The sequence below is a fragment of the Gordonia sp. NPDC003429 genome (assembly GCF_053588575.1).
The window spans coordinates 55,652-78,090 of sequence record NZ_JBSFQF010000012.1; the positions used below are offsets into that span (position 1 = coordinate 55,652).

Genomic DNA, 22,439 nt, shown 5'->3' on the forward strand with positions numbered 1-22,439 from the left:
TGACGGCGCACACGGGATCACCCCATAAGATGCAGTCGGGTCCGCCGTCTTCCGAGCGCCACCGGGCGCCCGGCGGATACAGACGACGTGATGGCGCTGGAGGTGAGCACTAGATGCAGGGCTTGGTTCTGCAATTGACCCGTATCGGGTTCCTGGTGCTGCTGTGGCTGTTCGTCTACGCGGTGATCCGCACCCTGCGCACCGACATCGCCGCCGCGTCGGGGTCGCGGATGCTGCGGATACCCGGCGGTGACAAGCGCCGACGCAAGTCGACCGTCGCACGCGGCTCCGCCCGCCACCTCGTGGTGACCCACGGCGCGCTGGCCAACACGCGCATCACGCTGGGCACCCAGCCCGTGCTGCTCGGCCGCGCCGACGACTCGACCCTCGTGCTCACCGACGATTACGCCTCCGAACGCCACGCACGGCTCTCGCGCCGCGGCGACGACTGGTACGTCGAGGACCTCGGATCCACCAACGGCACCTACCTCGACCGGTCCAAGGTGACCACCGCGGTGAAGGTCCCGCTGAACACGCCGATCCGCATCGGCAAGACCGTGATCGAGCTCCGCCCGTGACGCTGGTGCTGCGCTACATCGCGCGAAGCGACCGTGGTCTGGTGCGGTCCAACAACGAGGACTCCTTCTACGCAGGCCCGCGCCTGCTCGCCCTGGCCGACGGCATGGGAGGCCACGCGGCCGGCGAGGTGGCCAGCCAGCTCGTCATCCAGGCGCTGCGCACCCTCGACGACGACGAACCCGGCGGCGACCTCCTCGCCGCCCTCGACCGCGCCACCCACCGCGGCAACGCCGCCATCGCCGAGCAGGTGGAACGCTCCCCCGACCTCGACGGCATGGGCACCACGCTCACCGCGATCCTGTTCGCCGGCAACCGGATCGGCCTGTGCCACATCGGCGATTCCCGCGGCTACCTCTACCGTGACGGCGAACTCACCCAGATCACCCGCGACGACACCTTTGTGCAGACCCTCGTCGACGAGGGCCGCATCACCGCCGAACAGGCGCACACCCACCCGCAGCGCTCGCTGATCATGCGCGCCCTCACCGGGACCGAGGTGGAACCGACCCTCACCATCCGCGAGGCTCGCGCCGGCGACCGGTACCTGCTGTGCAGCGACGGACTGTCGGATGTGGTGAGCGAGGAGACCCTCGCCGAGACCCTCGGCACCATCGTCGACGACAAGGAATGCGCCGACCGGCTCATCGAACTCGCCTTGCGCGGCGGCGGCCCCGACAACGTGACGGTGGTGCTCGCCGACGTCCTCGACACCTCCTACGGCGAATCGCGGCCGATGGTCGGCGGTGCCGCGGGCAACGACGACCAGAGCTACACCCCCGACCCCGCCACCGCCGCCGGTCGCGCCGCCGCACTGCGCCCGCCGCCGGCCCAGCCGCAGCGGCCCTCCATCCTGGCCGACGACGAGGAACCACCACAGCGCAGCCGCTGGAGCCGCTGGATTCTCCCCGGCATCGGCATCCTGGTGCTCGCCGCACTGATCATCGGGTTCTTCGTCGCCCGCGGTCTGCTGCGCAGCACCTACTACGTGGGCGACGACAGCGGCAAGGTCACCGTCTTCCAGGGCTCACCCGACAAGATCCTGTTCTTCTCCTCGAGCACACCCGCCCAACATGTGTGCGTCGTCGGCGCCGACACGTCCACACCGTCGGTGATGTTCCGGGGTGTCGACGAGACCGGCGAGTGCACCCGACTCAAACTCGCCGACCTCGACTCGCTCAGCGCGAGCACCGTGCGCAGCTTCGGTATCAGCAAGGTGGACCTCGCCACCGCCCAGAACCGCGTGCGCGGCCTCACGTTCCTACCGCTGTGCAAGAAAGAGCCGCCGACCGCCACTCCCGCGCCCTCGGCTCCGGCACCTGCCCCTGCGCCGGCTCCGGGCGCGCCCGCCCAGGAGCAGACCGTGGCCCCGGCCACCTTCGGGCTGGCCTCGCCGGCACCGTCGACGCCGGCGCAGCCCTCGCCTTCGTCCCCCGGCGCATCGTCGCCGGGCACGCAACCGTTCGACGACGGACCGTGCCGGGAACCGTAGATGACACAACCCGCCTCCGCCACGCACGCACCGCCGCGTCAACCCGCCGAGCAGACCGGTCGCACCGCAGAACTCGTCCTGCTGATCTTCGCGATCGGTCTGGTGACCGTGGCGCTGCTCATCGTGCAGGCCGCCCAAGGGCAGGCCCTCTCCTGGGATCTGCTGAAATACGTTGCCGCGTACACGTTTCTGTTCGGCATCGCCCATTTCGTGGTGCGTCGCTACGCCCCGCACGCCGACCCGCTGCTACTGCCGATCGTCGCCGTGCTCAACGGACTCGGGCTGGTGCTCATCCACCGCCTCGACCTCGGGTCGGGGCCCAGCGGGGAAGAGATCAGCCCGTCGGACCGGACGAACAACGCCGATCAACAGTTGCTGTGGGCGCTGCTGGGTGTCATCGCGTTCGCCGCGATCCTGATCTTCATCCGCGATCACCGCACCTTGTCGCGGTACGCCTACACGCTGGGTCTCGGTGGCGTGATCTTCCTTGCGATCCCGGCGATCCTGCCCGCGTCGATCTCGGAGATCAACGGCTCCAAGAACTGGATTCGCACGCCGTTCTTCAACATTCAGCCCGGAGAGTTCGCGAAGATCGCGATCATCATCTTCACCGCCGCACTGCTGGTGTCCAAACGCGATCTGTTCACCACTGCGGGCAAACACTTCCTCGGCATGGATCTCCCACGCGCCCGCGACCTCGGTCCGCTGCTCATCGCCTGGATCGTGACGATCGGCATCTTCGCGTTGCAGAACGACCTGGGCGGCCCGCTGCTCATCTTCTCCACCATCCTCGCGATGCTGTATGTCGCCACCGAACGCGTCGGCTGGGTGATCATCGGGCTCACTCTGTTCGTCGCGGGCGCGCTCCTCGCCTACCAGCTGTTCCCGCACCTGCAGGTGCGCGTGCAGGTGTGGGACGACCCGTTCGCCACCTTCGACACCACCGGATATCAAGTGGCGCAAAGCCTCTTCGGGCTGGCCACCGGCGGCCTGTTCGGCACCGGGCTCGGCTCGGGCCGGCCCAACATCGTGCCGTTCGCCAACACCGACTTCATCATCGCCACCATCGGTGAGGAACTCGGTCTGACCGGACTGTTCGCGGTGCTGATGCTGTACCTCATCTTCGTGATGCGCGGACTGCGCACCGGCGTGGCGGTGCGCGACAGCTTCGGCAAACTCCTGGCCACCGGCCTGGCGTTCACCATCGCGGTCCAGATCTTCGTGGTGGTCGGCGGCGTCACCAAACTGATCCCGCTCACCGGCCTCACCACACCGTTCATGTCGTACGGCGGTTCGTCGTTGCTGGCCAACTACATCCTGCTGGCGTTGCTGATCCGCGTCTCCAACGCCGCCCGCGAGCCCGACCCCACCAAACGGCGGCCCAAGCCCAAACCGATCGAATCGTTGCCCACCCAGGCGGTGCGCCAGGTATGAACACACCGATTCGCCGCGTGTCGATGGTGGTGATCGTGCTGATCGTCGCCCTGCTCGCCAACTCCACCTACATCCAGGTGTTCAAGGCCGGAACGTTGCGCGCCGACCCGCGCAACACCCGCGTGCTGCTCGACGAGTACTCCCGCCAGCGCGGTGCCATCACCGCCGGTGGGGAGGTGATCGCGCAGTCGGTGCCCACCGACAGCCGCATCAAGTTCCAGCGCACCTATCCGCCCGCCGACGCACTGCCGTTCGCGCCGGTCACCGGCTTCTTCTCCTACCAATACGGCACCACCGGGATCGAGCACTACGAGAACGAGTTCCTCTCCGGCAGCGACGACCGACTGTTCGGGCAGCGGTTCATGGACATGTTCGCCGGCCGCAACCCCCGCGGCGGGAACGTGGTGACCACCATCAATCCGCGGCTTCAGCGCGTGGCCTACAACCAGATGCAGAACGGATGCCGCGGCGGCTGTCGGGGCGCTGTGGTGGCCATCGAACCCACCACCGGCAAGGTCCTCGCGATGGTGTCCACCCCGAGTTTCGATCCGAACAAGCTGGCCAGCCAGGACCAGGCGGTGCGCGAGACCGCGTGGTCGTCGTGGAATCAGCCCAACGGGCCGCAGCCGATGCTCAACCGCGCGATCGACGAGCTGTACCCGCCCGGATCCACCTACAAGGTGGTCACCTCGGCGGCCGCACTGCGCGACGGCATCAAACCCGACATCCGGCTCACGTCGGCGTCGAGTTTCCCCCTGCCCGACACCACCATCTCGCTGCCCAACTACGGGGGCGAGACCTGCCCGGAATCGTCGGGGGGCACCGTATCGATGACCACGGCGTTGAAGTACTCGTGCAATACCGCCTTCGCCGACCTGGTGACCACCAAGATGCCCAACGCCACCGCGATCTTCAAAGAAACCTCCCGCCGATTCGGAATGGACGAGGCGGGTCCGGACATCCCGATGCCGGTGGCACGTTCGACGGTGGGGCCGATTGCCGACAAGGCGGCGCTGGCACAGTCGGCGATCGGTCAGCGCGACGTACGCCTCACTCCGCTGCAGAACGCGATGATCGCGGCCACCGTCGCCAACGGGGGTGTGCGGATGCAGCCATATCTGGTGGATAAGCTGCAGTCGGCCGATCTGCGCACGCTCTACACCTCGCAACCGACGACGATCAACGAACCCATCACCTCCGACGAGGCGGCGACGCTCACGCAGATGATGGTCGAATCCGAACGCGCCACCGCCGGGGCCGGCGGGCCCGTCTCGATCGCGTCGAAGACCGGGACCGCCGAGCATTCGGACACGACGAACGGCGAGTCCGTGACACCGTACACGTGGTACATCGCGTTCGGTCCGTCGTCGAACGCGCAGATCGCGGTGGCCGTGGTGGTCGAGAACGGCGACTACGGTGTGAATTCTGTGGGTGCGACGGTCGCGGCACCGATCGGACGGGCCGTGATCAACGCGCTGGTGGGAGGTGGACGATGAGCCTGCAGAACGGGGCGACGATCGCCGACCGTTACCGGCTGCGGCGACTGATCGCCACCGGTGGCATGGGCCAGGTGTGGGAAGCCCTCGACACCCGGCTCAACCGCCGGGTCGCGGTGAAGGTCCTCAAGGCCGAGTACTCCGATGATCCCGAGTTCACGGCACGGTTTCGCGCCGAGGCGCAGACCACCGCGAAGCTCAACAACCCGGGCATCGCAAACGTCTTCGACTACGGTGAAACACCCGACCGCACCGGGGGCGCGCCGCTGGCCTACCTGGTGATGGAACTTGTCGACGGTGAGCCGCTGAACTCGGTGATCTCACGGCTGGGACGACTGTCGCTGGCCAACACCCTCGACATGCTCGAGCAGACCGGTCGCGCGTTGCAGGCCGCGCACAGCGCCGGTCTGGTGCACCGCGACGTCAAACCCGGCAACATCCTCATCACCCCCACCGGGCAGGTGAAGATCACCGACTTCGGTATCGCCAAGGCCGTCGACTCGGCACCGGTGACCCAGACCGGCATGGTGATGGGCACCGCCCAGTACATCTCGCCCGAGCAGGCCACCGGCGGTGAGGCCACCGCCGCGTCGGACGTGTACTCGCTGGGCGTGGTGGGATACGAAGCGCTCACCGGACGTCGGCCCTTCCTCGGCGACGGGGCGATCACCATTGCGATGAAACACATCCGCGAGGAGCCGCCGCCGCTGCCGTCGAACATCCCGGCGTCGGTGCGCGAACTCATCGACATCACCCTCTCCAAGGACCCCAAACAGCGCTACGCCAACGGCGGGGAGTTCGCCGACGCGGTGGCCGCGGTGCGCGCCGGTCGCCGACCACCACGTCCGGGAACGGCCGCACTCGGCGCCGCCGGGGCAGCCGCGGCCGGAGCGGCGGCCGGAGCCGGGATCGCCGCCGCCCGCCCGACCGGCGCCACCCGTGCGATGACCGCGGGCAACACCGCCATGGCCCCCGCAAGCAGCGGCACCGGTCTCACCCCGACCCGCACGTCGGCGACGCCGACCCCGCCCGACCACCACGACAACGGGTGGACCACCGGGCAGAAGGTGCTCGCCGGGATCGCCGCGGTGCTGCTGCTCGGCGCCATCGGGCTCATCGGATTCTGGGTGGCCAACCTGAACTCGAGCTCGTCCGACACGCCGTCGCCACCGGCGACGGTCACGCAGACCACCACCGCCACGGTCCCCACCACCGCCGACGACGAACCGACCACCACACGTCGTGAGCCCACCACGACGACCCAGGACGAAACGACCACGGAGACCACGACCGAAGAACCCACCCCGACCCAGGAGACACCCACCCCGACCACCCAACCCGATACGGGTGCGCCGACCGTGACCGGTCGCTTCTGCCCCCCGATCTGCCTGCCAGGACAATGACCTCCACGCCGCATCACCTCTCCGACCGCTACGAACTGGGCGAAACGCTCGGATTCGGCGGGATGTCGGAGGTGCATTTCGCACGTGACCTCCTGCTCAACCGGGACGTCGCGATCAAGGTGCTGCGCGCCGACCTGGCCCGCGACCCGTCGTTCTATCTGCGCTTCCGCCGTGAGGCGCAGAACGCCGCCAAGCTCAACCACCCGACGATCGTGCAGGTGTTCGACACCGGAGAGGCCACGACACCCGACGGTCCGCTGCCGTTCATCGTGATGGAGTACGTCGACGGCGAGACGCTGCGTGACGTGCTGCGCGCCAACGGTCCCATCTCGCCGCGCCAGGCGATGACCTGGATGGCCGACGTGGCCGCGGCGATGGATTTCAGTCACCGCAACGGCATCGTGCACCGCGACATGAAGCCGGCGAACGTGATGATCGACAAGTCCGGTGCGGTGAAGGTGATGGACTTCGGCATCGCCCGCGCGATCAGCGATTCGACGTCGACGATGACGCAGACCTCGGCGGTGATGGGCACCGCCCAGTACCTCTCGCCCGAGCAGGCGCGCGGCATCAAGGTGGATCCGCGCTCGGACATCTACTCGATGGGGTGTGTGCTGTTCGAGCTGCTCACCGGGCAGCCGCCGTTCACCGGTGACTCTCCGGTGGCCGTCGCGCATCAGCACGTGCACGAGGATCCGCCGTGGCCGTCGTCGATCAAACCCGACATCCCGCGTGAGCTGGATTCGGTGGTGCTCAAGGCGATGAGCAAGAACAAGGAGAACCGCTATCAGTCGGCGGCCGAGTTGCGGTCGGACCTGATCAAGGTGCTCGCGGGTGGCAGGCCGTCGGCTCCGCTGCTGCTCAGCGACGAGGACCGCACCGAGTTCCTCGACTCCGGACCGCGGCGCGCGCTGCGCAGCCTCGACGCCGGCGCGGGGTCGGGGTCGGGCGGCACCGGGTCACATCGCCGTGATGCCGCCGACGACGAACCGCTGCGCCGGCGCTCCCGGCCGTTGATCCTCGGGTCGGCGGCCATGGTGGTGCTGCTGCTCGCCGGATTGCTGCTGTGGTGGGCACCCTGGGCGTCGGAGTCCGCACGGCAGATCGCGGTGCCGTCGGTGAACGGACTCTCGGCGAAAGACGCCGAAAACAATCTCGTCAAGGCCGGTTTCCGGGTGAAACAGCTCCAGGAACCCAGCCTTGATGTACCCGCGGGCAACGCCACCCGTTCCACACCGGGAGCCGACGTCATGGCCCCGGAGGACTCCGAGGTGACGCTCTACATCTCGACCGGACCGCAACGGCACTCGATCCCGCCGTTGCAGACCAAGACACCCGAGCAGGCGACCGACGCGCTGAAAGTGCTGGGATTCACCAACATTCGCACCGACGAGGTGGACTCCACCGCTGACCTGAAGGGCAAGGTGGTCAACACCACCCCGGCGTCGGGCACCGAGGCGCCGGTCAACGGACTGATCGTGCTGCACGTGGGTACCGGACCCAAACAGGTCACCGTCCGCGACATCGTGGGTCTCAGCCGCGACCAGGCGCAGCAAATGCTCGACCAGGCCGGGCTGAAGATGGTGGCCGTGTCGGCCGACTCGGATCTGCCCGCCGGACAGGTGATCAGCTCGTCGCCGGCGGCCGGGGAAACCGTCGACCAGGGCAGCACCGTGCAGGTCACCGTGTCGCGCGGCAATCTGTTCGTGGTGCCGGACCTGCGTGGGCAGACGCCGGCGCAAGCCCAGGCCACCCTCAAGGCGCAGGGATGGACCGGCTCGACGCTGACCCAGACGACGCGCGGTGTGCCGATCGGGAGCCCCGACATCGGCAAGATCGTCGACCAGGATCCCAACTCGGGGGGAAAGCTCGCGAAGAACGGCGCGGTGTCGGTGACCGTGGGAGAGCTGAGCCTGCTCCCGCCGTGAGTCCGCCGACCGGGTTCGGGCGCGAGTGACCTACGGCTGTGATCAGCCGATGGCCGCGGCCATGTCGTGTTCGAGTTCGGACACCAGTGATTCGGGCACATCAACACCGCACACCGCGAGCCAGTTGGCGAGCATCCGGTGTCCACCCTGGGTGAGCACACTCTCCGGATGGAACTGCACGCCGTGGATGGGCAACTCGCGGTGCTGCATCGCCATCACGATGCCCGACTCGGTGCGGCCGGTGACCCGCAGCTCGTCGGGAATGGTCTCGGGCAGCACCGTCAACGAGTGGTATCGGGTCGCGGTGAACGGGTCGGGCAGTCCGGCGAGGACCCCGCTGTCGTCGTGGAACACCAGCGACGTCTTGCCGTGCAACAACTCCGGGGCCCGGTCGACGGTGCCGCCGAACGCGGCGCCGATCGCCTGGTGACCGAGGCAGACGCCGAGCAGCGGTACATGGTCGGCCGCGGCGAGGTGCACCAGCGGAATGGTGGCGCCGGCGCGCTGCGGGGTGCCCGGGCCCGGACTCAGCAACACCCCGTCGAATCCGTCGACCGCCGCGCGCAACGAGTCCGTGCTGAACCCGCCGTTCTCGTCGGTCAGGGCGGGATCGTCGTTGCGCCACACCACGGCCTCCACGCCCAGCTGACCCAGATACTGGACCAGGTTGTAGACGAAGCTGTCATAGTTGTCGACGACGAGCACCCGGCCCGTCGACTGCTGCGGCGCACTCACACGCCCAGGGTACCGGTGGTACCCCGCGACCAGTTCTGCTCCCGGTCACCGGACCCGCGACCGTTCGGCGACGGCGACCTGGTGAGATACCGTGGACGCAGCGTTTCAGTACCCCAACCGAGGAAGTCATGCCGAAGTCAAAAGTCCGGAAGAAGACCGATTACACGATCAACCCGGCGTCGCGGACACCGGTCAAGGTCAAGACCGGGCCGTCCAGCAGCATCTATGTGGGCGTGATGCTCGGTCTCATGCTGCTCGGCCTCGCCTGGCTGATCGTCTACTACCTTGCCGCCAGCCCCACCGCTTACGGCGGCGAAGGGCAGGCGCTGCATTGGATGGCCAATCTGGGTTCGTGGAACTTCCTGATCGGTTTCGCGCTGATGGTGATCGGCCTGCTGATGACCATGCGGTGGCGTTGACCTGCCACAACAGGCTTGTATCCGATTTCCACAGTGTGGAAATTACATGTGTGTAAGTCATCCCCATTGTGAGTAACCCCTGTGGATAACTCTGCTGCTCCGGCGCCCGAATCGTGGTCGACACCGCGGGCATACGGGATCGTCCTGGCCGTCGCAGGCGCAGTGCTGCTCGTGGCGGCAATCGCCGGAAGGTCCGAACCCGCGGGAACGATCATCATGGGCGTCGCGGGTCTGTTGGCTCTCGGTCTCGGCGTGTACACGCTGACCATCCGGCCACGGCTGGCGCTGGGCCCCGGCGCGCAGGTGACGGTCCGCACGATCGGCGGAACGCAGACCTATCCCGTCGACCGGGTGGAGCACGTCGAGCTGCGTAACCTACGCCGCATCAACCGCCGCTCCGGTCAGCTACAGCTCGAAGTGCTCCCCGACGGCGCGCCGCCGGCCAATCAAGGCGGCCCGTTGCGCGACGACACCCGGCTCATCGTGTTCAGCCGGTGGGACCTGGGGGCCGACCTCGAGGACGTCGGTGACGCATTGCGGCGGGCGGGGTTCGTCGTCGACGACAAACGCTGACGTGTGACGCCGCGTCAGCGGACGAGGGTTCCGGTGCCGACACCCAGGGCGCCCGCGCCGACACCGATACCGATCGCGACCACCAGGAGCGCGCACAACGCGATCCAGCCGACTCGGGCCGCGCGATCCGCGGTCAGGGTCTGCGGCGACAACACGAGTCCGGGCAGATACACCACCGCAGCGGTGGCGGCGGCACCGAACACCAGCCCGCCCACATGGGCGGCCACGGAGATCCCCGGCATGGAGAACGAGAGCGCCAGGTTGACGCCGATGATCACGAGGACCGGCGTCGGCGAGATCCGCGCCTTGAGCACCACCACCAGCATGGCGCCCATGAGTCCGTAGATGGCGCCCGATGCGCCCGCCGACCGCACGTTGTTCGCCTCGAACAGCATCACCGCGGCGCTGCCGCCGAACAGCGAGATGAAATACACCATCAGATAGCGCCCTATCCCGAGGGCTATCTCCAGGTCGCGGCCCAGGATGTACAGCGAGATCATGTTGACCGCGATGTGCAAGACCGTGAAGTGCAGGAACCCCGCGGTCAGCAGTCGCCAGTACTGGCCGTCGGACACGTAGAGGCCGACGAGGTCGCCGTGCTGGAAGAGGGGGGCCAGGCCTGCGTCGAAGGATCTGGCCTCGATCACGCAGGCGATGAAGACGGCGACGTTGATCGCGATGAGGCCGTAGGTGGCGACCGGGCGCCGCGCCACCACCGCCTTGGGCGCGACGGGCCGCACGCCCTGGTCGCCGAAGGTGGGCACGGTGGCGCGTTGCATGCCGTCGCCCCGCCGACAGTCCACACAGTGCTGCCCGACCGCGGCGGGTTGGAGGCACTCCGGACACGCCGGCCGCCCACACCGGCTGCAGGACAGCCAGGTGGGGCGGTCGGGATGTCGGTAGCAGACGGGCTGCGCCCCGGCGGGTTGCGCGTTGCCCGTGGGGTATTGCGGTCCGGTCATCGCGGCGCGGCCGTAACTGCGATCCTGTGTGCCTTTGGCTGGTTCAGCTGATCTCGATCTTCTCGATCACGACCGGCTCGAGCGGACGGTCGGCCCGGTCGGTGGCGGTGGTGGCGATCGCGTCGACCACCTGCTGCGACTTCGGGTCGGACACCTCACCGAAGATGGTGTGGCGACGATTCAGATGCGGGGTGGGTCCGACGGTGATGAAGAACTGCGAGCCGTTGGTGCCCGGTCCGGCATTCGCCATTGCCAGCAGGTAGGGGCGGTCGAAGCGCAGGTCCGGGTGGAACTCGTCCTCGAACTTGTAGCCCGGGCCGCCGCGGCCCGTACCGGTGGGGTCACCGCCCTGAACCATGAAGCCCTCGATGACGCGGTGGAACACCGATCCGTCGTAGAACGGGCCGGAGTCGCCGCCGGAGGCGTTCGGCTGGGAGTAGTCCTTGGTGCCGTCGGCGAGACCGACGAAATTGGCCACGGTCTTGGGGGCGTGGTTTCCGAACAGGTCGACAACGATGTCACCGCGGTTGGTGTGGATGGTCGCGGTCTGCGTGTGTGTACTCACGCCATCCATCCAACCATCTTCTCCGGCGAAGCCCACCGAAGTGGCGTCGAGCAGGCCCATCCTGGCACGCTGGGACGCATGTCGAAGAAGTATCTGCTCGTCACCGCGGGGGCGCTGGCGGTGTTGTCGGCGATTGCGACGACGGTCCTGATCCTGCGTCGGACCCGTCCCGAACCCCCACCGATATCGGCGACGGTGCCGCGGATCGAGGAGTTGTCGGAGACGCCGGGGACACCGGAGACCAGCACCGCCCGATGATCCGACGAGTGGCGTCGCCCACCTTTGCGGCCGTCAATACAGCGGTCGGTGCGGTGGCAACGACTCGGTAACGGTAATTTGAACTGGTGAACTCCGACGAGACCCGTACCGGGCCCGACGCCGACACCGGCGTCGCGCGCGCCCCGGTACCCGCCGAGGATGCCGCCGGCGCGGCCGATTCCGCGCCGGGCAGCGGCTCTGCGACGGGCAGCGGGTCTGCGGGGGGCAGCGGGTCTGCGGGGGACAGCGGATCTGCGACGGGCAGCGGGTCTGCGACGGGAGCAACGCTGCCGCCATGGGAACGACTCTCCACGAGTCCCGCCACCCCACCCCCGGCCCCGCGGCATGCCAGCGGCCCGCAGTCGGTGCCTCCCTCTCCCACCGGTCCCCGGTCGGCACCGAGCGCGCCGATCCGTGACGGCAACCCGTATTCGACCGGTCAGCAGCGACGTCCTCCGGCCGGACCGCCGCCTCGTCCAGCGAACGGTTCAGCTCCCAATGGTTCGGCTCCCCCTTCGCCTGATCAACGACCCACGGGATCGACCGGATGGCGACCGGGTCCGCCCCCCGGGTACCGGCCGGCACCACCGGGCCCCAACGCTCGACCGCCTGCCGGACGCGGATCCCCGCCGCCACGTCGACCCGGCATGCCGCCTCCGGGACAAGGCCGGCCACCGCAGTCGGTGACCCCGCCGGGTGGTCCACCACCGGCCGCCGCACCACCGAGGCGCGAGAGCGCACCCGCAGATACCACCCGGGTACCTGCCGACAACGCCGAGTCACCCCTGTTCCGTCCGCCGTCGCGGGGACCTCTGGACGCCGGACCCCGCCTCACCGACTCCGCGCCCGCGGCGCCCAATGTGCCGGCCACCGATGGTGCGGCCGATGATGTCGCACCCCGGGCGTACTCTGCGATCACATCGGCCCCGGATGCGGCGACTGCGCGTCCGGGGGGACCCGGTGTCGACGATCAGGAGGGAACCGTGGCCGCGCCTCGGACGTCCGCAGCACGCCGGACGGGTGCCGGACCGCGCCCCGGTGCCGCGCGATCCACCGGTGCCCCCCGGATGAACCGAACCGCCATCTGGGCGTTCGTGCTGTCGATCCTGGGCATCACATTCCCGATCGGCATGTATCTCGGTTATCGGGCGCGGCGTGAGATCGCACGGACCCGTGAGTACGGGGAACCCTTCGCCAAGGTCGCGATCTACCTGGGCTGGGCCTACATCGTGGTGGTGGTCGTGGCGATCATCGCCTACCTCATGATCTTCGGTTTCTGACGCATGACCTTCGGTTGCTGACGCGATTCACTTGCGCCACGTAGCATCGGGCCATGGTCAAGCGCTCCCTGATGTTGCTGGCAGGTCTCGTGTTCGCGGTCGGCGCGGCCACTGCGGCCCAAACTCCGCACGCCTCGGCCGCGCCGTGCCCGGATGTCGAGGTGGTGTTTGCCCGCGGCACGGCGGAAACGGCGCCACCGCTGGGGCTCACCGGCATCTCGTTCGTCGAGACGCTGCGTAACCGGCTCCCCGGCAAATCGGTGGTGGGATACGGGGTGAATTACCCGGCCAGCAGCAATTTCAACGATCGCGTGGCATTCGTGCGCAATGTGGTCCAGGGCATCAACGACGCGCAGGACCGAATCAAGTACCTCGCCGCGACCTGTCCCGGGACCGACGTGGTACTGGGCGGCTACTCCCAGGGTGGAGCCGTGGCCAGTTACGCCGCCAACAGCGGCATCTCGGTTCCCGAACAGTACGCGCAGTACGCCTCGCAGGCCCCGAAGCCGATGCCGACGTCGGTGGCGTCGCATGTGAAGGCCGTCGTGCTGTTCGCGCCGCCGTCACAACGCTGGATCCGCGACATCGGCGCGCCGCCGATGACCATCGGGCCTCTTTACGCCTCGAAGACCACGCGCTTCTGCATTCCCGGCGACGTGGTGTGCGACGGTGGGCCGGTGGGCCAGCCCAATGCGCTGCACGTGCTCTACGGCGTCAACGGCATGCAGGTGCAGGCCGCCGACTACGTGGCCGCGCGCCTCTGAGCGGCGTTGTCGCGGGCCACGGCGTTGCCCAGTAGCTGACCGCCACTGGTGAGCAGGGCACGTCGCCACGGCAGCACGCCCTCGATCTCGATCTGGATGGACATCGACAGGATGGTCCGGATCAGCACGATCAGTCCCAGGATCACTGCATCCTCGATCGACGGCTTCGACGTGATCGTGCGGATCAGGTCGGCGGCGACGAGCACCTCGAGTCCCAGCAGGATCGCCGACCCCAACGTGGTGCGCAGAACTCCGAACGCGATCTGGCCACCTTCTCCGCGGCGCAGGGACCGGATGCCCAGCACCACCGCGATGACGAAGCCGATGATCATCGCGCACGCGCCGATCACCTCGAAACCCACGGCGACCCCGGTGAACACCGACTCCATGCGGGTGAGCGTACTTCGGGTGGTGCGCCTCGGTGGGTGCGAACCGCGCTTCATGGCGCCGCTGCGGCTCAACGTGGGTCGATTCGGAGCACTTGGGTGCTACAGCACCCAGAATCTCCAACACCACACAGATACAGGACGGCGGCGGCGGGTGGGGTGGTGGGTGGTGGAGCCTAGGAGATTCGAACTCCTGACATCTGCCTTGCAAAGGCAGCGCTCTACCAACTGAGCTAAGGCCCCGTGGTCCAGTGGTGGGCCTAGGAGGACTTGAACCTCCGACCTCTTCGTTATCAGCGAAGCGCTCTAACCGCCTGAGCTATAGGCCCGTGAACCGAAGAATGAGGTTACCCGACGGCGCGTACAACAACCAAAACGGCTGGTAGGGCGGCTCGACGGCGAACTAGTCGAGATCGGCCAGGGTCACCTCGGCGCCGCCGATCATGTCGGCGCACAGGTTGTAGATGTAGGCGCCCACGGTGGCCAGGGCGGTCAGCAGGATCGCGTTGACCGCGCCGAGCAGCGCCGCGTACCCGAACACCGTGCCCGCCCCGATGATGTCGCCCGAGCTCGACGAACCGTCGGCGGTCACCAAGGTGCCGAACGAGCTGTTGACCTGATCCCACACGCCCATGCCGTCGAGGACCAGGTACAGCACCGCCACCGAGATCATCCAGATGAAGAAGCCGGCCACCGAGAGCACCGCGGTGATCTTGAACGTGGCCCACGGGTCGATGCGGCGCACCTGCACCGAGGCGCGCAGCCCGGCCGAGGACCCGACCTGGGTGGGCACCGGCCGCGGGACGGAAGCCGCCGGAGCGGCCTGCGGGGGCACGCGTCGCGCGTCGGTGTGGTGAATCAGATCCAGATCCGGAAGCTGCTCGTCGTCGGACGGATCCCGCACGATGGTGCGCGTCGGCGATTCGACGAAGCCGCCTGCCGATTTCGGTGACGAGGCGCCACCCGCGGCGCCGCCCGAGGAGGGAGCCGGGCGCGCGCTGGAGTCCAGCTTGGTCACCGGCGCTTGCGCGCCGTTGGCGCCCTGCGCCGACGGTGCCGGAGATCCTGCGCTCACCACGCCCCGCGGCGGTGGCCCGGGACGGGAACTGCCGTTGAGGGATCCCTCGTTGGGCGACGACTCTCCCCCGCCGGCCGGAATGTCTTTCGGTCCCCGCTGCCAGGGAGGAACGAGGCCACCCGAGCGTGGTGTGCCCGAGGCACCCGCCCCCGACGCACCGGCCGATCCCGACGCCGGTCCGGTTCCATTCGGCGGCGACGTCGGCTGGTTCTTGTCCGGGTCGTTCGGTGTGCTCACTCGTCTTCCCTCATTCGGCTTACCCGTGTCGGTCTTTGCCCGCTCTGCGACCGGCCGCGCCGGCGACTGCTGTGACCCCCACCCTAACGGTTGCAGGGGTCACAGCACCGTCGCGACGTGGCGTCAGTCCGAACCGTCCGTTTCCGGCTCGTCAGCGTTGCGGGCGATCGCGATCAGCGTGGTGCCCTCGGCCAGGTCCATCAGCCGCACGCCCTTGGTCTGCCGTCCGGCCTTGCGAACCTGCTTGGCGGCGGTGCGGATCACGCCGCCACCGGAGGTGATCGCGTACAGCTCGGAGTCGTCGTCGACGATGATCGCGCCGATGAGCTCGCCGCGCCTGCGGTCGTGCTGAATGGTCAGCACACCCTTGCCGCCGCGACCCTGCACCGGGTAGTCGTCCATGCCGGTGCGCTTGGCGTAGCCACCGGAGGTGGCCACCAGCAGGTACGTGCCCTCCCGCACCACGTTGAGCGAGAGCAGCGTGTCGTCGCCGTTGAACCGCATGCCCTGCACGCCGGAGGTCTGCCGGCCCATCGGGCGCAGCGTCTCGTCGTCGGCGTGGAACCGGATCGACTGCCCCTTCTGCGACACCAGCAGCAGATCGTCGTCCGCGCTGCACAACTGGGCGCCGACGAGTTCGTCCTCACCGCGGAGGTTGATCGCGGCGATACCGCCGGACCGGTTGGAGTCGAAGTCCTCCAGCCGCGACTTCTTCACCAGACCGTTGCGGGTGGCCAGCACCAGATACGGCGCGTCGGCATACGACTGCAGCTGGATCACCTGGGCGATGCGCTCCTCGGGCTGGAACGCCAGCAGGTTGGCGACGTGCTGGCCACGCGCGGTGCGGTTGGCCTCGGGCAGCTCGTACGCCTTGGCCCTGTACACCCGGCCCTTCGTGGTGAAGAACAGAATCCAGTCGTGGGTGGAGCTCACGAAGAAGTGCTTGACGATGTCGTCTTGTTTGAGGCCGGCGCCCTGCACTCCCTTGCCGCCGCGGCGCTGGCTGCGATACAGGTCGGTCTTGGTGCGCTTGGCGTACCCGGTCTCGGTGATGGTGACCACCACGTCCTCGCGGGCGATCAGGTCCTCGTCGGTGACGTCACCGTCGGCGGCGATGATCTTGGTGCGCCGTTCGTCGCCGTACTTGTCGACGACCACCTTCAGCTCATCACGCACGATGGCGCGCTGACGTTCCGGCTTGTCCAGGATGTCCTTGAGGTCGGCGATCTCGCGTTCGATCTCGGCGAGTTCGTCGATGATCTTCTGCCGCTCCAACGCCGACAGCCGGCGCAGCTGCATGGCGAGGATGGCGTCGGCCTGGATCTCGTCGATGTCGAGCAGCCCGATCAGCCCTTGCCGGGCCTCCTCGGTGTTCGCCGACGCACGGATCAATGCGATCACTTCGTCAAGTGCGTCAAGGGCTTTGACCAGTCCGCGCAGAATGTGTGCGCGTTCCTCTGCCTTGCGCAACCGGTAACGGGTGCGCCGCACGATGACGTCGATCTGATGCGCGACGTAGTAGCTGATCATCTGGTCCAGACGCAGGGTGCGCGGCACCCCGTCGACGATGGACAGCATGTTGGCGCCGAAGCTGGTTTGCAGCTGGCTGTGCTTGTAGAGGTTGTTCAGCACCACCTTGGCCACCGCGTCGCGGCGCAACGTGATGACGATGCGCATACCGGCGCGATCGGAGGATTGATCCTCGATCCGGCTGATGCCCTTGAGTTTTCCCTCGTTGACCTGTTCGGCGATGGACGCGATCAGATTGTCCGGGTTCACCTGGTACGGCAACTGGGTGACGACGAGGATGGTGGTGCCCTTGTTCTCCTCGATGTCCACCACGCTGCGCATCCGGATGCTGCCGCGGCCGGTGGTGTAGGCGTCGCGGATGCCCTGGCCCCCGACAATGAGTGCGGCGGTGGGGAAATCGGGTCCCTTGATGGCCTCCATGCACGCCGCGAGCAGAGACTCCTCGTCGGCGTCGGGGTGCTCGAGTGACCAGAAGACGGCGTCGGCAACCTCATTGAGGTTGTGCGGCGGGATGTTGGTGGCCATGCCGACCGCGATGCCGCCGGAACCGTTGATCAGCAGGTTCGGGATGCGGGCGGGCAGGACGGTCGGCTCGTTGGTCTTGCCGTCGTAGTTCGGCGTGAAATCGACTGTCTCCTCGTCGATGTCGCGTAGCATCTCCATGGCCAGGGGCGTCAGGCGTGCCTCGGTGTAGCGCATGGCGGCAGGTCCGTCGTTGCCGCGGGAACCGAAATTGCCCTGCCCGTCGACCAGCGGATAGCGCATCGACCACGGCTGGGCCATGCGCACCAGCGCGTCGTAGATGGCGCTGTCGCCGTGGGGGTGATAGTTACCCATCGTCTCGGCAACGGGTTTCGCCGATTTCACATAGCTGCGGTCGGGCCGGAACCCGGCGTCGTAGGAGGCGTACAGCAAACGGCGGTGCACCGGCTTGAGTCCGTCGCGGACCTCCGGCAGCGCCCGGCCCACGATCACGCTCATCGCGTAGTCGATGTAGCTGTTCTGCATCTCCTGGCCGAGATCGACGGGCTCGACGCGGTCGCCCGCTTCGCCGCCGGGTGGCAGGGTGGTGTCAGTCATTCGTGACCTTCTCTAGAGACTCTGGTCTGTGGATGATGGACTGGGATGTCACTCAGACATCAAGGAAGCGAACGTCTTTCGCGTTGCGCGCGATGAAGCTGCGGCGGGCGGCCACGTCTTCACCCATCAGCACCGAGAAGAGTTCGTCGGCCGCCGCGGCATCGTCGAGCGTCACCTGACGCAACACCCGCACGGACGGATCCATGGTGGTCTCCCACAGTTCCTTGGCGTTCATCTCACCGAGACCCTTGTAACGCTGGATACCGTCGTCGACGTTGATCTTGCGGCCCGCGGCGCGACCGGCCTCGAGCAAGCCGTCGCGCTCGCGGTCGGAGTAGGCGAACTCCGGCTCCGACTTCTGCCACTTGAGTTTGTACAGCGGCGGCTGCGCGAGGTAGACGTGACCGTTCTCGATCAGCGGTCGCATGAACCGGAACAACAGGGTGAGCAGCAGCGTCGAGATGTGCTGGCCGTCCACATCGGCGTCGGCCATCAGCACGATCTTGTGATACCGCAGCTTGGCGAGGTCGAACTCGTCGTGGATGCCGGTACCGAACGCGGTGATGATCGACTGCACCTCGGTGTTCTTCAACACCCTGTCGATGCGCGCCTTCTCGACATTGATGATCTTGCCGCGGATCGGCAGGATCGCCTGATACATCGAATCGCGGCCCGACTTGGCCGACCCGCCCGCCGAGTCACCCTCGACGATGTAGACCTCACACTTGGTGGGGTCGTTGCTGCGGCAGTCGGCGAGCTTGCCGGGCAACCCGCCGATGTCGGTGGCGGTCTTGCGCCGCACCAGTTCTCGCGCCTTGCGCGCCGCCATCCGGGCCTGCGCGGAGTCGACCGCCTTCTTCACGATGATCTTGGCCTCGGCCGGATTGGCCTCGAACCAGTGACCGAGGTGCTCGTTGCAGGTGCGCTGCACGAAGCTCTTGACCTCGGTGTTGCCGAGTTTGGTCTTGGTCTGGCCCTCGAACTGCGGGTCGGACACCTTCACCGAGATGACCGCTGCCAGTCCCTCCCGGATGTCGTCGCCGGTGAGCTTGCCGTCCTTCTCCTTGAGGAGCTTCTTGTCGAGGGCGTACTTGTTGACCGTCGAGGTGAGCGCCGCACGGAACCCTTCCTCGTGGGTACCGCCCTCGACCGTGTTGATCGTGTTGGCGAAGGTGTGCACCGACTCGGAATAGCCCGAGTTCCACTGCATGGCGATCTCGACCTGGTGGCCGGTCCCCTGCCCGGTGAACCCGATGACCGACGCATGAATCGGCTGCTTGGTGCGGTTGAGGTGCTTGATGTAGTCGACGAGGCCGTCTGGGTAGTGATAGGTGCGGGTGCGCGGTTTCACCGGCCGCGGCGACTGCTCCTCGGCGGCCTGCTCGAGTGCGGTCTTGGCCTTCTCGGCGGTGTCGTCGGATTCCTCGGCCGCATCCGGCGCGGCCTGGGGGCGGGCGTCGGTGAGGGTGATGGTCAGTCCCTTGTTGAGGAACGCCATCTCCTGCAGCCGCCGGGCCACGGTTTCCGCGGAGAACGTGGTGGTCTCGAAGATCGCCGCGTCCGGCCAGAAACGCACGATGGTGCCGGTTTTGCGGGTGGCGTCGCCCTTGATCAGCGGCCCGGGTTTGGCGTAGTCGTAGGTCTGCTCCCAGTGGAAACCGCCGTAGTTGATCTCGAGTTCCACCTTGGTGGACAGCGCGTTGACCACCGAGATACCGACGCCGTGCAGGCCGCCGGACACCGCGTAGGCGTCGGAATCGAACTTGCCGCCCGCGTGCAGCTGGGTCATCACCACTTCGACCGTCGGAACGCCGGTGGCATGCATGCTGGTGGGGATACCGCGGCCGTCGTCGATGACCTCGACGCCACCATCTGCGAGGAGGGTGACGTCGACCTTGCTGGCGTAGCCGGCCATCGCCTCGTCGACGGAGTTGTCGACGACCTCCCAGATCAGATGGTGCAGGCCGCGTTCACCGGTGGACCCGATGTACATTCCGGGCCGTTTGCGGACAGCCTCGAGTCCTTCGAGGATGCTGATCGAATCGGCGCCGTACTCACCGGGCTTCTTCCGGCTCTTCTTGTCGTTCGTGTCGGCCACGGGGTTCGTCCGCTCCTCTGCTGCTCAGGACTGCTCTGTCTGGTCGCCCTCGGCCGGTATGCTTGCCGACGGCCGTGATGCGCGCACGGGCGACCGCAGTCGACGAGTCCACGTACCACCGAAAACCCGTCGCCAACGGTCACCTCATATCCCTGTCGGGACAACTCTCCACAGTGTACTGCCTCATCCATGCTGGGATACGCATCCGGGGCCGCTAACGCGCGCTCAGATCGATTTTTTCCGACTCCGGCGCGGTCGACGGTGGTCTGGGGATAAAACCGGCGTCTACGCGCTTTCTGCCCAGAATCTGTCGGAGCCCTCCGCTACGGGCCGCCGCCGACCCGGAATCACGGTTCAGCCGTAGGTGTCGCGCGGCCCGCGACCACGCACGTGACGTCGTCCCTTCTGCCACGACGGGGCCTTCGGCCCGGTGATGCGCAGCGAGGTGACCATCCCGTCGCCGACCGATGCGGCGATCTTCGCGAGAATCTGCGACTGCACATACCGCAACTGCGTGGCCCAGGCGGTGGACTCCGCCTGCACATGTAATACTTTGTCGCGCAACGATTCCGGCTGGGCATGAGCCGCGATGTCGGGGCCCACGATCTGCGGCCACAGGCCGAAGATCGTGCCTTCGGCGATGTGCGGGTCCCACCCGCGATCGCGGGCGATCCCGCCGACGAGCCGCCCGAACGGCTGCGGATCCCGCGAATCGGGACCCGCGCCCGACCACCGTCGGCGACTTCCCTGGGGCCGGGGACGACGGACCGGCGACGCCCGGCCGTGACCCACCGACTTTCCCGCCGCCCGAGCCGACGCACGCGCCTCCTCCAGCGCCCGCCGCGCGCGTTCGTAACCGCCGAGGCCGGCCGACGACTCGTCCCCGTTGCCAGCGTTTCCATCGGCAGCGTTTCCGTCCGCAGCGTTTCCATCGGCAGGGGTCATGAGGACATTCTCCCGCTTCGGTCCGACGAATCCAGCAGTACCGAGTGCCGGCCGCCGGCCGGGTCCTCGGTCACGTCCACCCCGATGCGGCGCCCACCGATCTCGGTGGGGATGTCGTCGGCCACGGCCGCGGTGATGAGCAACTGCTCCGCGCCCGCGGTGTGCTCGACCAGTTTGCGACGGCGGGCGGCGTCGAGCTCGGCGAACACGTCGTCGAGCATGATGACCGGTTCGATGCCGTCGGCGCGGATCAGTTCCACCGAGCCGAGGCGTAGCGCGAGCGCCAACGACCAGGACTCGCCATGGCTGGCGTAGCCCTTGGCCACCTCGTCGCCGAGCACGATGTCGATGTCGTCGCGGTGCGGGCCGATCAGGCTCAGGCCGCGTTCGATTTCCTTGCTGCGCAGTTCGGCCAGGCGCGCCAGCAGTTGCTCGGCGATGCGCCCTGCATCGGGCGAATCTCCGGCGGCGGGCACGATGTCGCCGCCGGCCGCGGGCCGGTACCGCAGGGTCGCGGGTCGCGAGTGCGGGGCGATCGACGCGTACGACCGCGCGAAATGTGGTTCGAGCTCGCCCAGAACCTCAATTCTGGCGGCGGTCACCTGGCCGCCGAGATCGGCGAGTTGTCCGTCCCACACGTCGAGGGTGCTGATCACCGAGTCGCCGTCGCGACCCCCACGTCGCAGTGCTGCGGCCGCGGTCTTCAGCAGCGCCGAGCGCTGCCGCAGCACCCGGTCGTAGTCCGCGCGGGCCGCGGCCCACCGTGGTCCGCGCTGCGCGACGAGCTCGTCGATGAATCGTCGACGGTCACCCGGGTCGCCGCGCACCAGCAGCAGATCCTCCGGCGCGAACAGTACCGTGCGCAGCACGCCGAGCAGTTCGCGCGGACGTCGCGCGGGAGATCCGTTGAGCCAGGCCTTGTTCGGGCCCTCGGCGTTGATCTGCAGGGTGGCGGTGAGTTCACGCCCGGCGTTCTCGACCGTCGCGGTGACCGTGGCCGACGCGGTACCCGAACGCACCAGCGGCGCATCGGTACTCACCCGATGCGACCGCAGGGTGGCCAAGTAATACAGGGCCTCCATCAGGTTGGTCTTGCCGAACCCGTTGCGGCCGGTGAACACCGTCGGACCCGGTTCCAGGCTCAGCTCGACATCGGGCCAGGAACGGAAGTCGCGCAGCCGCAGGTCACGGACGAACACG

General features: G+C 67.8%; 20 protein-coding genes and 2 tRNA genes. 11 read left to right on the forward strand and 11 right to left on the reverse strand.

Features of this window, described 5'->3' with window-relative positions; translation table 11 throughout:
* Positions 1-113 precede the first annotated feature (113 nt).
* From ACWDSI_RS15090 to pknB, 6 genes are read left to right on the forward strand one after another with little or no spacing between them, the layout of a single operon-like run.
* Positions 114-578, forward strand: coding sequence for an FHA domain-containing protein FhaB/FipA (locus tag ACWDSI_RS15090; protein ID WP_449748005.1), 465 nt, complete (start codon positions 114-116; stop codon positions 576-578).
* Positions 575-2,068: a PP2C family protein-serine/threonine phosphatase gene (locus ACWDSI_RS15095; RefSeq protein ID WP_449748004.1), complete on the forward strand. Its 1,494-nt coding sequence runs from the start codon at positions 575-577 to the stop codon at positions 2,066-2,068. The genes ACWDSI_RS15090 and ACWDSI_RS15095 overlap by 4 nt, the downstream gene beginning before the upstream one ends.
* On the forward strand, positions 2,069-3,502 hold the full coding sequence (locus ACWDSI_RS15100) for an FtsW/RodA/SpoVE family cell cycle protein (protein ID WP_449757034.1): 1,434 nt from the start codon (positions 2,069-2,071) through the stop codon (positions 3,500-3,502).
* The gene (locus tag ACWDSI_RS15105; protein WP_449748002.1) at positions 3,499-4,998 is read left to right on the forward strand and encodes a peptidoglycan D,D-transpeptidase FtsI family protein; all 1,500 of its coding nucleotides are present in this window, start codon (positions 3,499-3,501) and stop codon (positions 4,996-4,998) included. Before ACWDSI_RS15100 ends, ACWDSI_RS15105 begins: the two co-directional genes overlap by 4 nt.
* Positions 4,995-6,401, forward strand: a complete 1,407-nt coding sequence (locus tag ACWDSI_RS15110) for a protein kinase domain-containing protein (RefSeq protein WP_449748001.1) — start codon at positions 4,995-4,997, stop codon at positions 6,399-6,401. Before ACWDSI_RS15105 ends, ACWDSI_RS15110 begins: the two co-directional genes overlap by 4 nt.
* A complete protein-coding gene (pknB, locus tag ACWDSI_RS15115; RefSeq protein WP_449748000.1) occupies positions 6,398-8,329 on the forward strand; it encodes a Stk1 family PASTA domain-containing Ser/Thr kinase in 1,932 nt (643 codons plus the stop codon). Before ACWDSI_RS15110 ends, pknB begins: the two co-directional genes overlap by 4 nt.
* Before the next feature lie 42 nt (positions 8,330-8,371).
* On the opposite strand, the gene ACWDSI_RS15120 is transcribed toward pknB, so the two are convergent.
* On the reverse strand, positions 8,372-9,064 hold the full coding sequence (locus ACWDSI_RS15120) for an aminodeoxychorismate/anthranilate synthase component II (protein ID WP_449757035.1): 693 nt from the start codon (positions 9,062-9,064) through the stop codon (positions 8,372-8,374).
* 128 nt (positions 9,065-9,192) lie between these two features.
* Here ACWDSI_RS15120 and crgA point away from each other — a divergent pair, with 128 nt between their 5' ends.
* Together crgA and ACWDSI_RS15130 are read left to right on the forward strand one after the other, a co-directional pair.
* Positions 9,193-9,483 carry a cell division protein CrgA gene (crgA, locus tag ACWDSI_RS15125; RefSeq protein ID WP_449747998.1) on the forward strand — a complete coding sequence of 97 codons (291 nt, stop codon included), beginning with the start codon at positions 9,193-9,195 and terminating at the stop codon, positions 9,481-9,483.
* 81 nt (positions 9,484-9,564) lie between these two features.
* Positions 9,565-10,056, forward strand: coding sequence for a PH domain-containing protein (locus tag ACWDSI_RS15130; RefSeq protein ID WP_449747997.1), 492 nt, complete (start codon positions 9,565-9,567; stop codon positions 10,054-10,056).
* Between the two features lie 14 nt (positions 10,057-10,070).
* Here the strand turns inward: ACWDSI_RS15130 and ACWDSI_RS15135 are convergent, their stop codons facing one another.
* Entirely contained in the window at positions 10,071-11,018 is a 948-nt protein-coding gene (locus ACWDSI_RS15135; protein ID WP_449757036.1) for a rhomboid family intramembrane serine protease, read from the reverse strand.
* Positions 11,019-11,061: 43 nt separating this feature from the next.
* Positions 11,062-11,592: a peptidylprolyl isomerase gene (locus tag ACWDSI_RS15140; RefSeq protein ID WP_449748051.1), complete on the reverse strand. Its 531-nt coding sequence runs from the start codon at positions 11,590-11,592 to the stop codon at positions 11,062-11,064.
* 69 nt (positions 11,593-11,661) lie between these two features.
* On the opposite strand from ACWDSI_RS15140, the gene ACWDSI_RS15145 reads away from it, so the two are divergent.
* The 3 genes from ACWDSI_RS15145 (at position 11,662) to ACWDSI_RS15155 (ending at position 13,885) form a co-directional block, all read left to right on the forward strand.
* A complete protein-coding gene (locus ACWDSI_RS15145) occupies positions 11,662-11,841 on the forward strand; it encodes a hypothetical protein (protein WP_449757037.1) in 180 nt (59 codons plus the stop codon).
* A gap of 1,067 nt (positions 11,842-12,908) precedes the next feature.
* Positions 12,909-13,121: a DUF4190 domain-containing protein gene (locus ACWDSI_RS15150; RefSeq protein ID WP_449747994.1), complete on the forward strand. Its 213-nt coding sequence runs from the start codon at positions 12,909-12,911 to the stop codon at positions 13,119-13,121.
* 53 nt (positions 13,122-13,174) lie between these two features.
* Positions 13,175-13,885: a cutinase family protein gene (locus ACWDSI_RS15155; protein WP_449757038.1), complete on the forward strand. Its 711-nt coding sequence runs from the start codon at positions 13,175-13,177 to the stop codon at positions 13,883-13,885.
* On the opposite strand, the gene ACWDSI_RS15160 is transcribed toward ACWDSI_RS15155, so the two are convergent.
* The 8 genes from ACWDSI_RS15160 to recF all read right to left on the reverse strand — a co-directional run bounded on the left by ACWDSI_RS15160 (position 13,864) and on the right by recF (position 22,438).
* Positions 13,864-14,274: a DUF1622 domain-containing protein gene (locus ACWDSI_RS15160; protein ID WP_449747992.1), complete on the reverse strand. Its 411-nt coding sequence runs from the start codon at positions 14,272-14,274 to the stop codon at positions 13,864-13,866. The genes ACWDSI_RS15155 and ACWDSI_RS15160 overlap by 22 nt on opposite strands.
* Before the next feature lie 164 nt (positions 14,275-14,438).
* Positions 14,439-14,514, reverse strand: a tRNA-Ala gene (locus tag ACWDSI_RS15165).
* A 9-nt stretch (positions 14,515-14,523) separates the two neighbouring features.
* Positions 14,524-14,600 (reverse strand) — tRNA-Ile (locus tag ACWDSI_RS15170).
* A gap of 74 nt (positions 14,601-14,674) precedes the next feature.
* Positions 14,675-15,586, reverse strand: a complete 912-nt coding sequence (locus ACWDSI_RS15175; RefSeq protein ID WP_449757039.1) for a DUF3566 domain-containing protein — start codon at positions 15,584-15,586, stop codon at positions 14,675-14,677.
* Between the two features lie 123 nt (positions 15,587-15,709).
* Positions 15,710-18,196, reverse strand: a complete 2,487-nt coding sequence (gyrA, locus tag ACWDSI_RS15180) for a DNA gyrase subunit A (protein WP_449747990.1) — start codon at positions 18,194-18,196, stop codon at positions 15,710-15,712.
* A 52-nt stretch (positions 18,197-18,248) separates the two neighbouring features.
* Positions 18,249-20,294, reverse strand: coding sequence for a DNA topoisomerase (ATP-hydrolyzing) subunit B (gene gyrB, locus ACWDSI_RS15185; RefSeq protein WP_449747989.1), 2,046 nt, complete (start codon positions 20,292-20,294; stop codon positions 18,249-18,251).
* Between the two features lie 354 nt (positions 20,295-20,648).
* A complete protein-coding gene (locus ACWDSI_RS15190) occupies positions 20,649-21,239 on the reverse strand; it encodes a DUF721 family protein (protein ID WP_449757040.1) in 591 nt (196 codons plus the stop codon).
* A complete protein-coding gene (gene recF, locus ACWDSI_RS15195) occupies positions 21,236-22,438 on the reverse strand; it encodes a DNA replication/repair protein RecF (protein WP_449757041.1) in 1,203 nt (400 codons plus the stop codon). The genes ACWDSI_RS15190 and recF overlap by 4 nt, the downstream gene beginning before the upstream one ends.
* Position 22,439 lies beyond the last annotated feature (1 nt).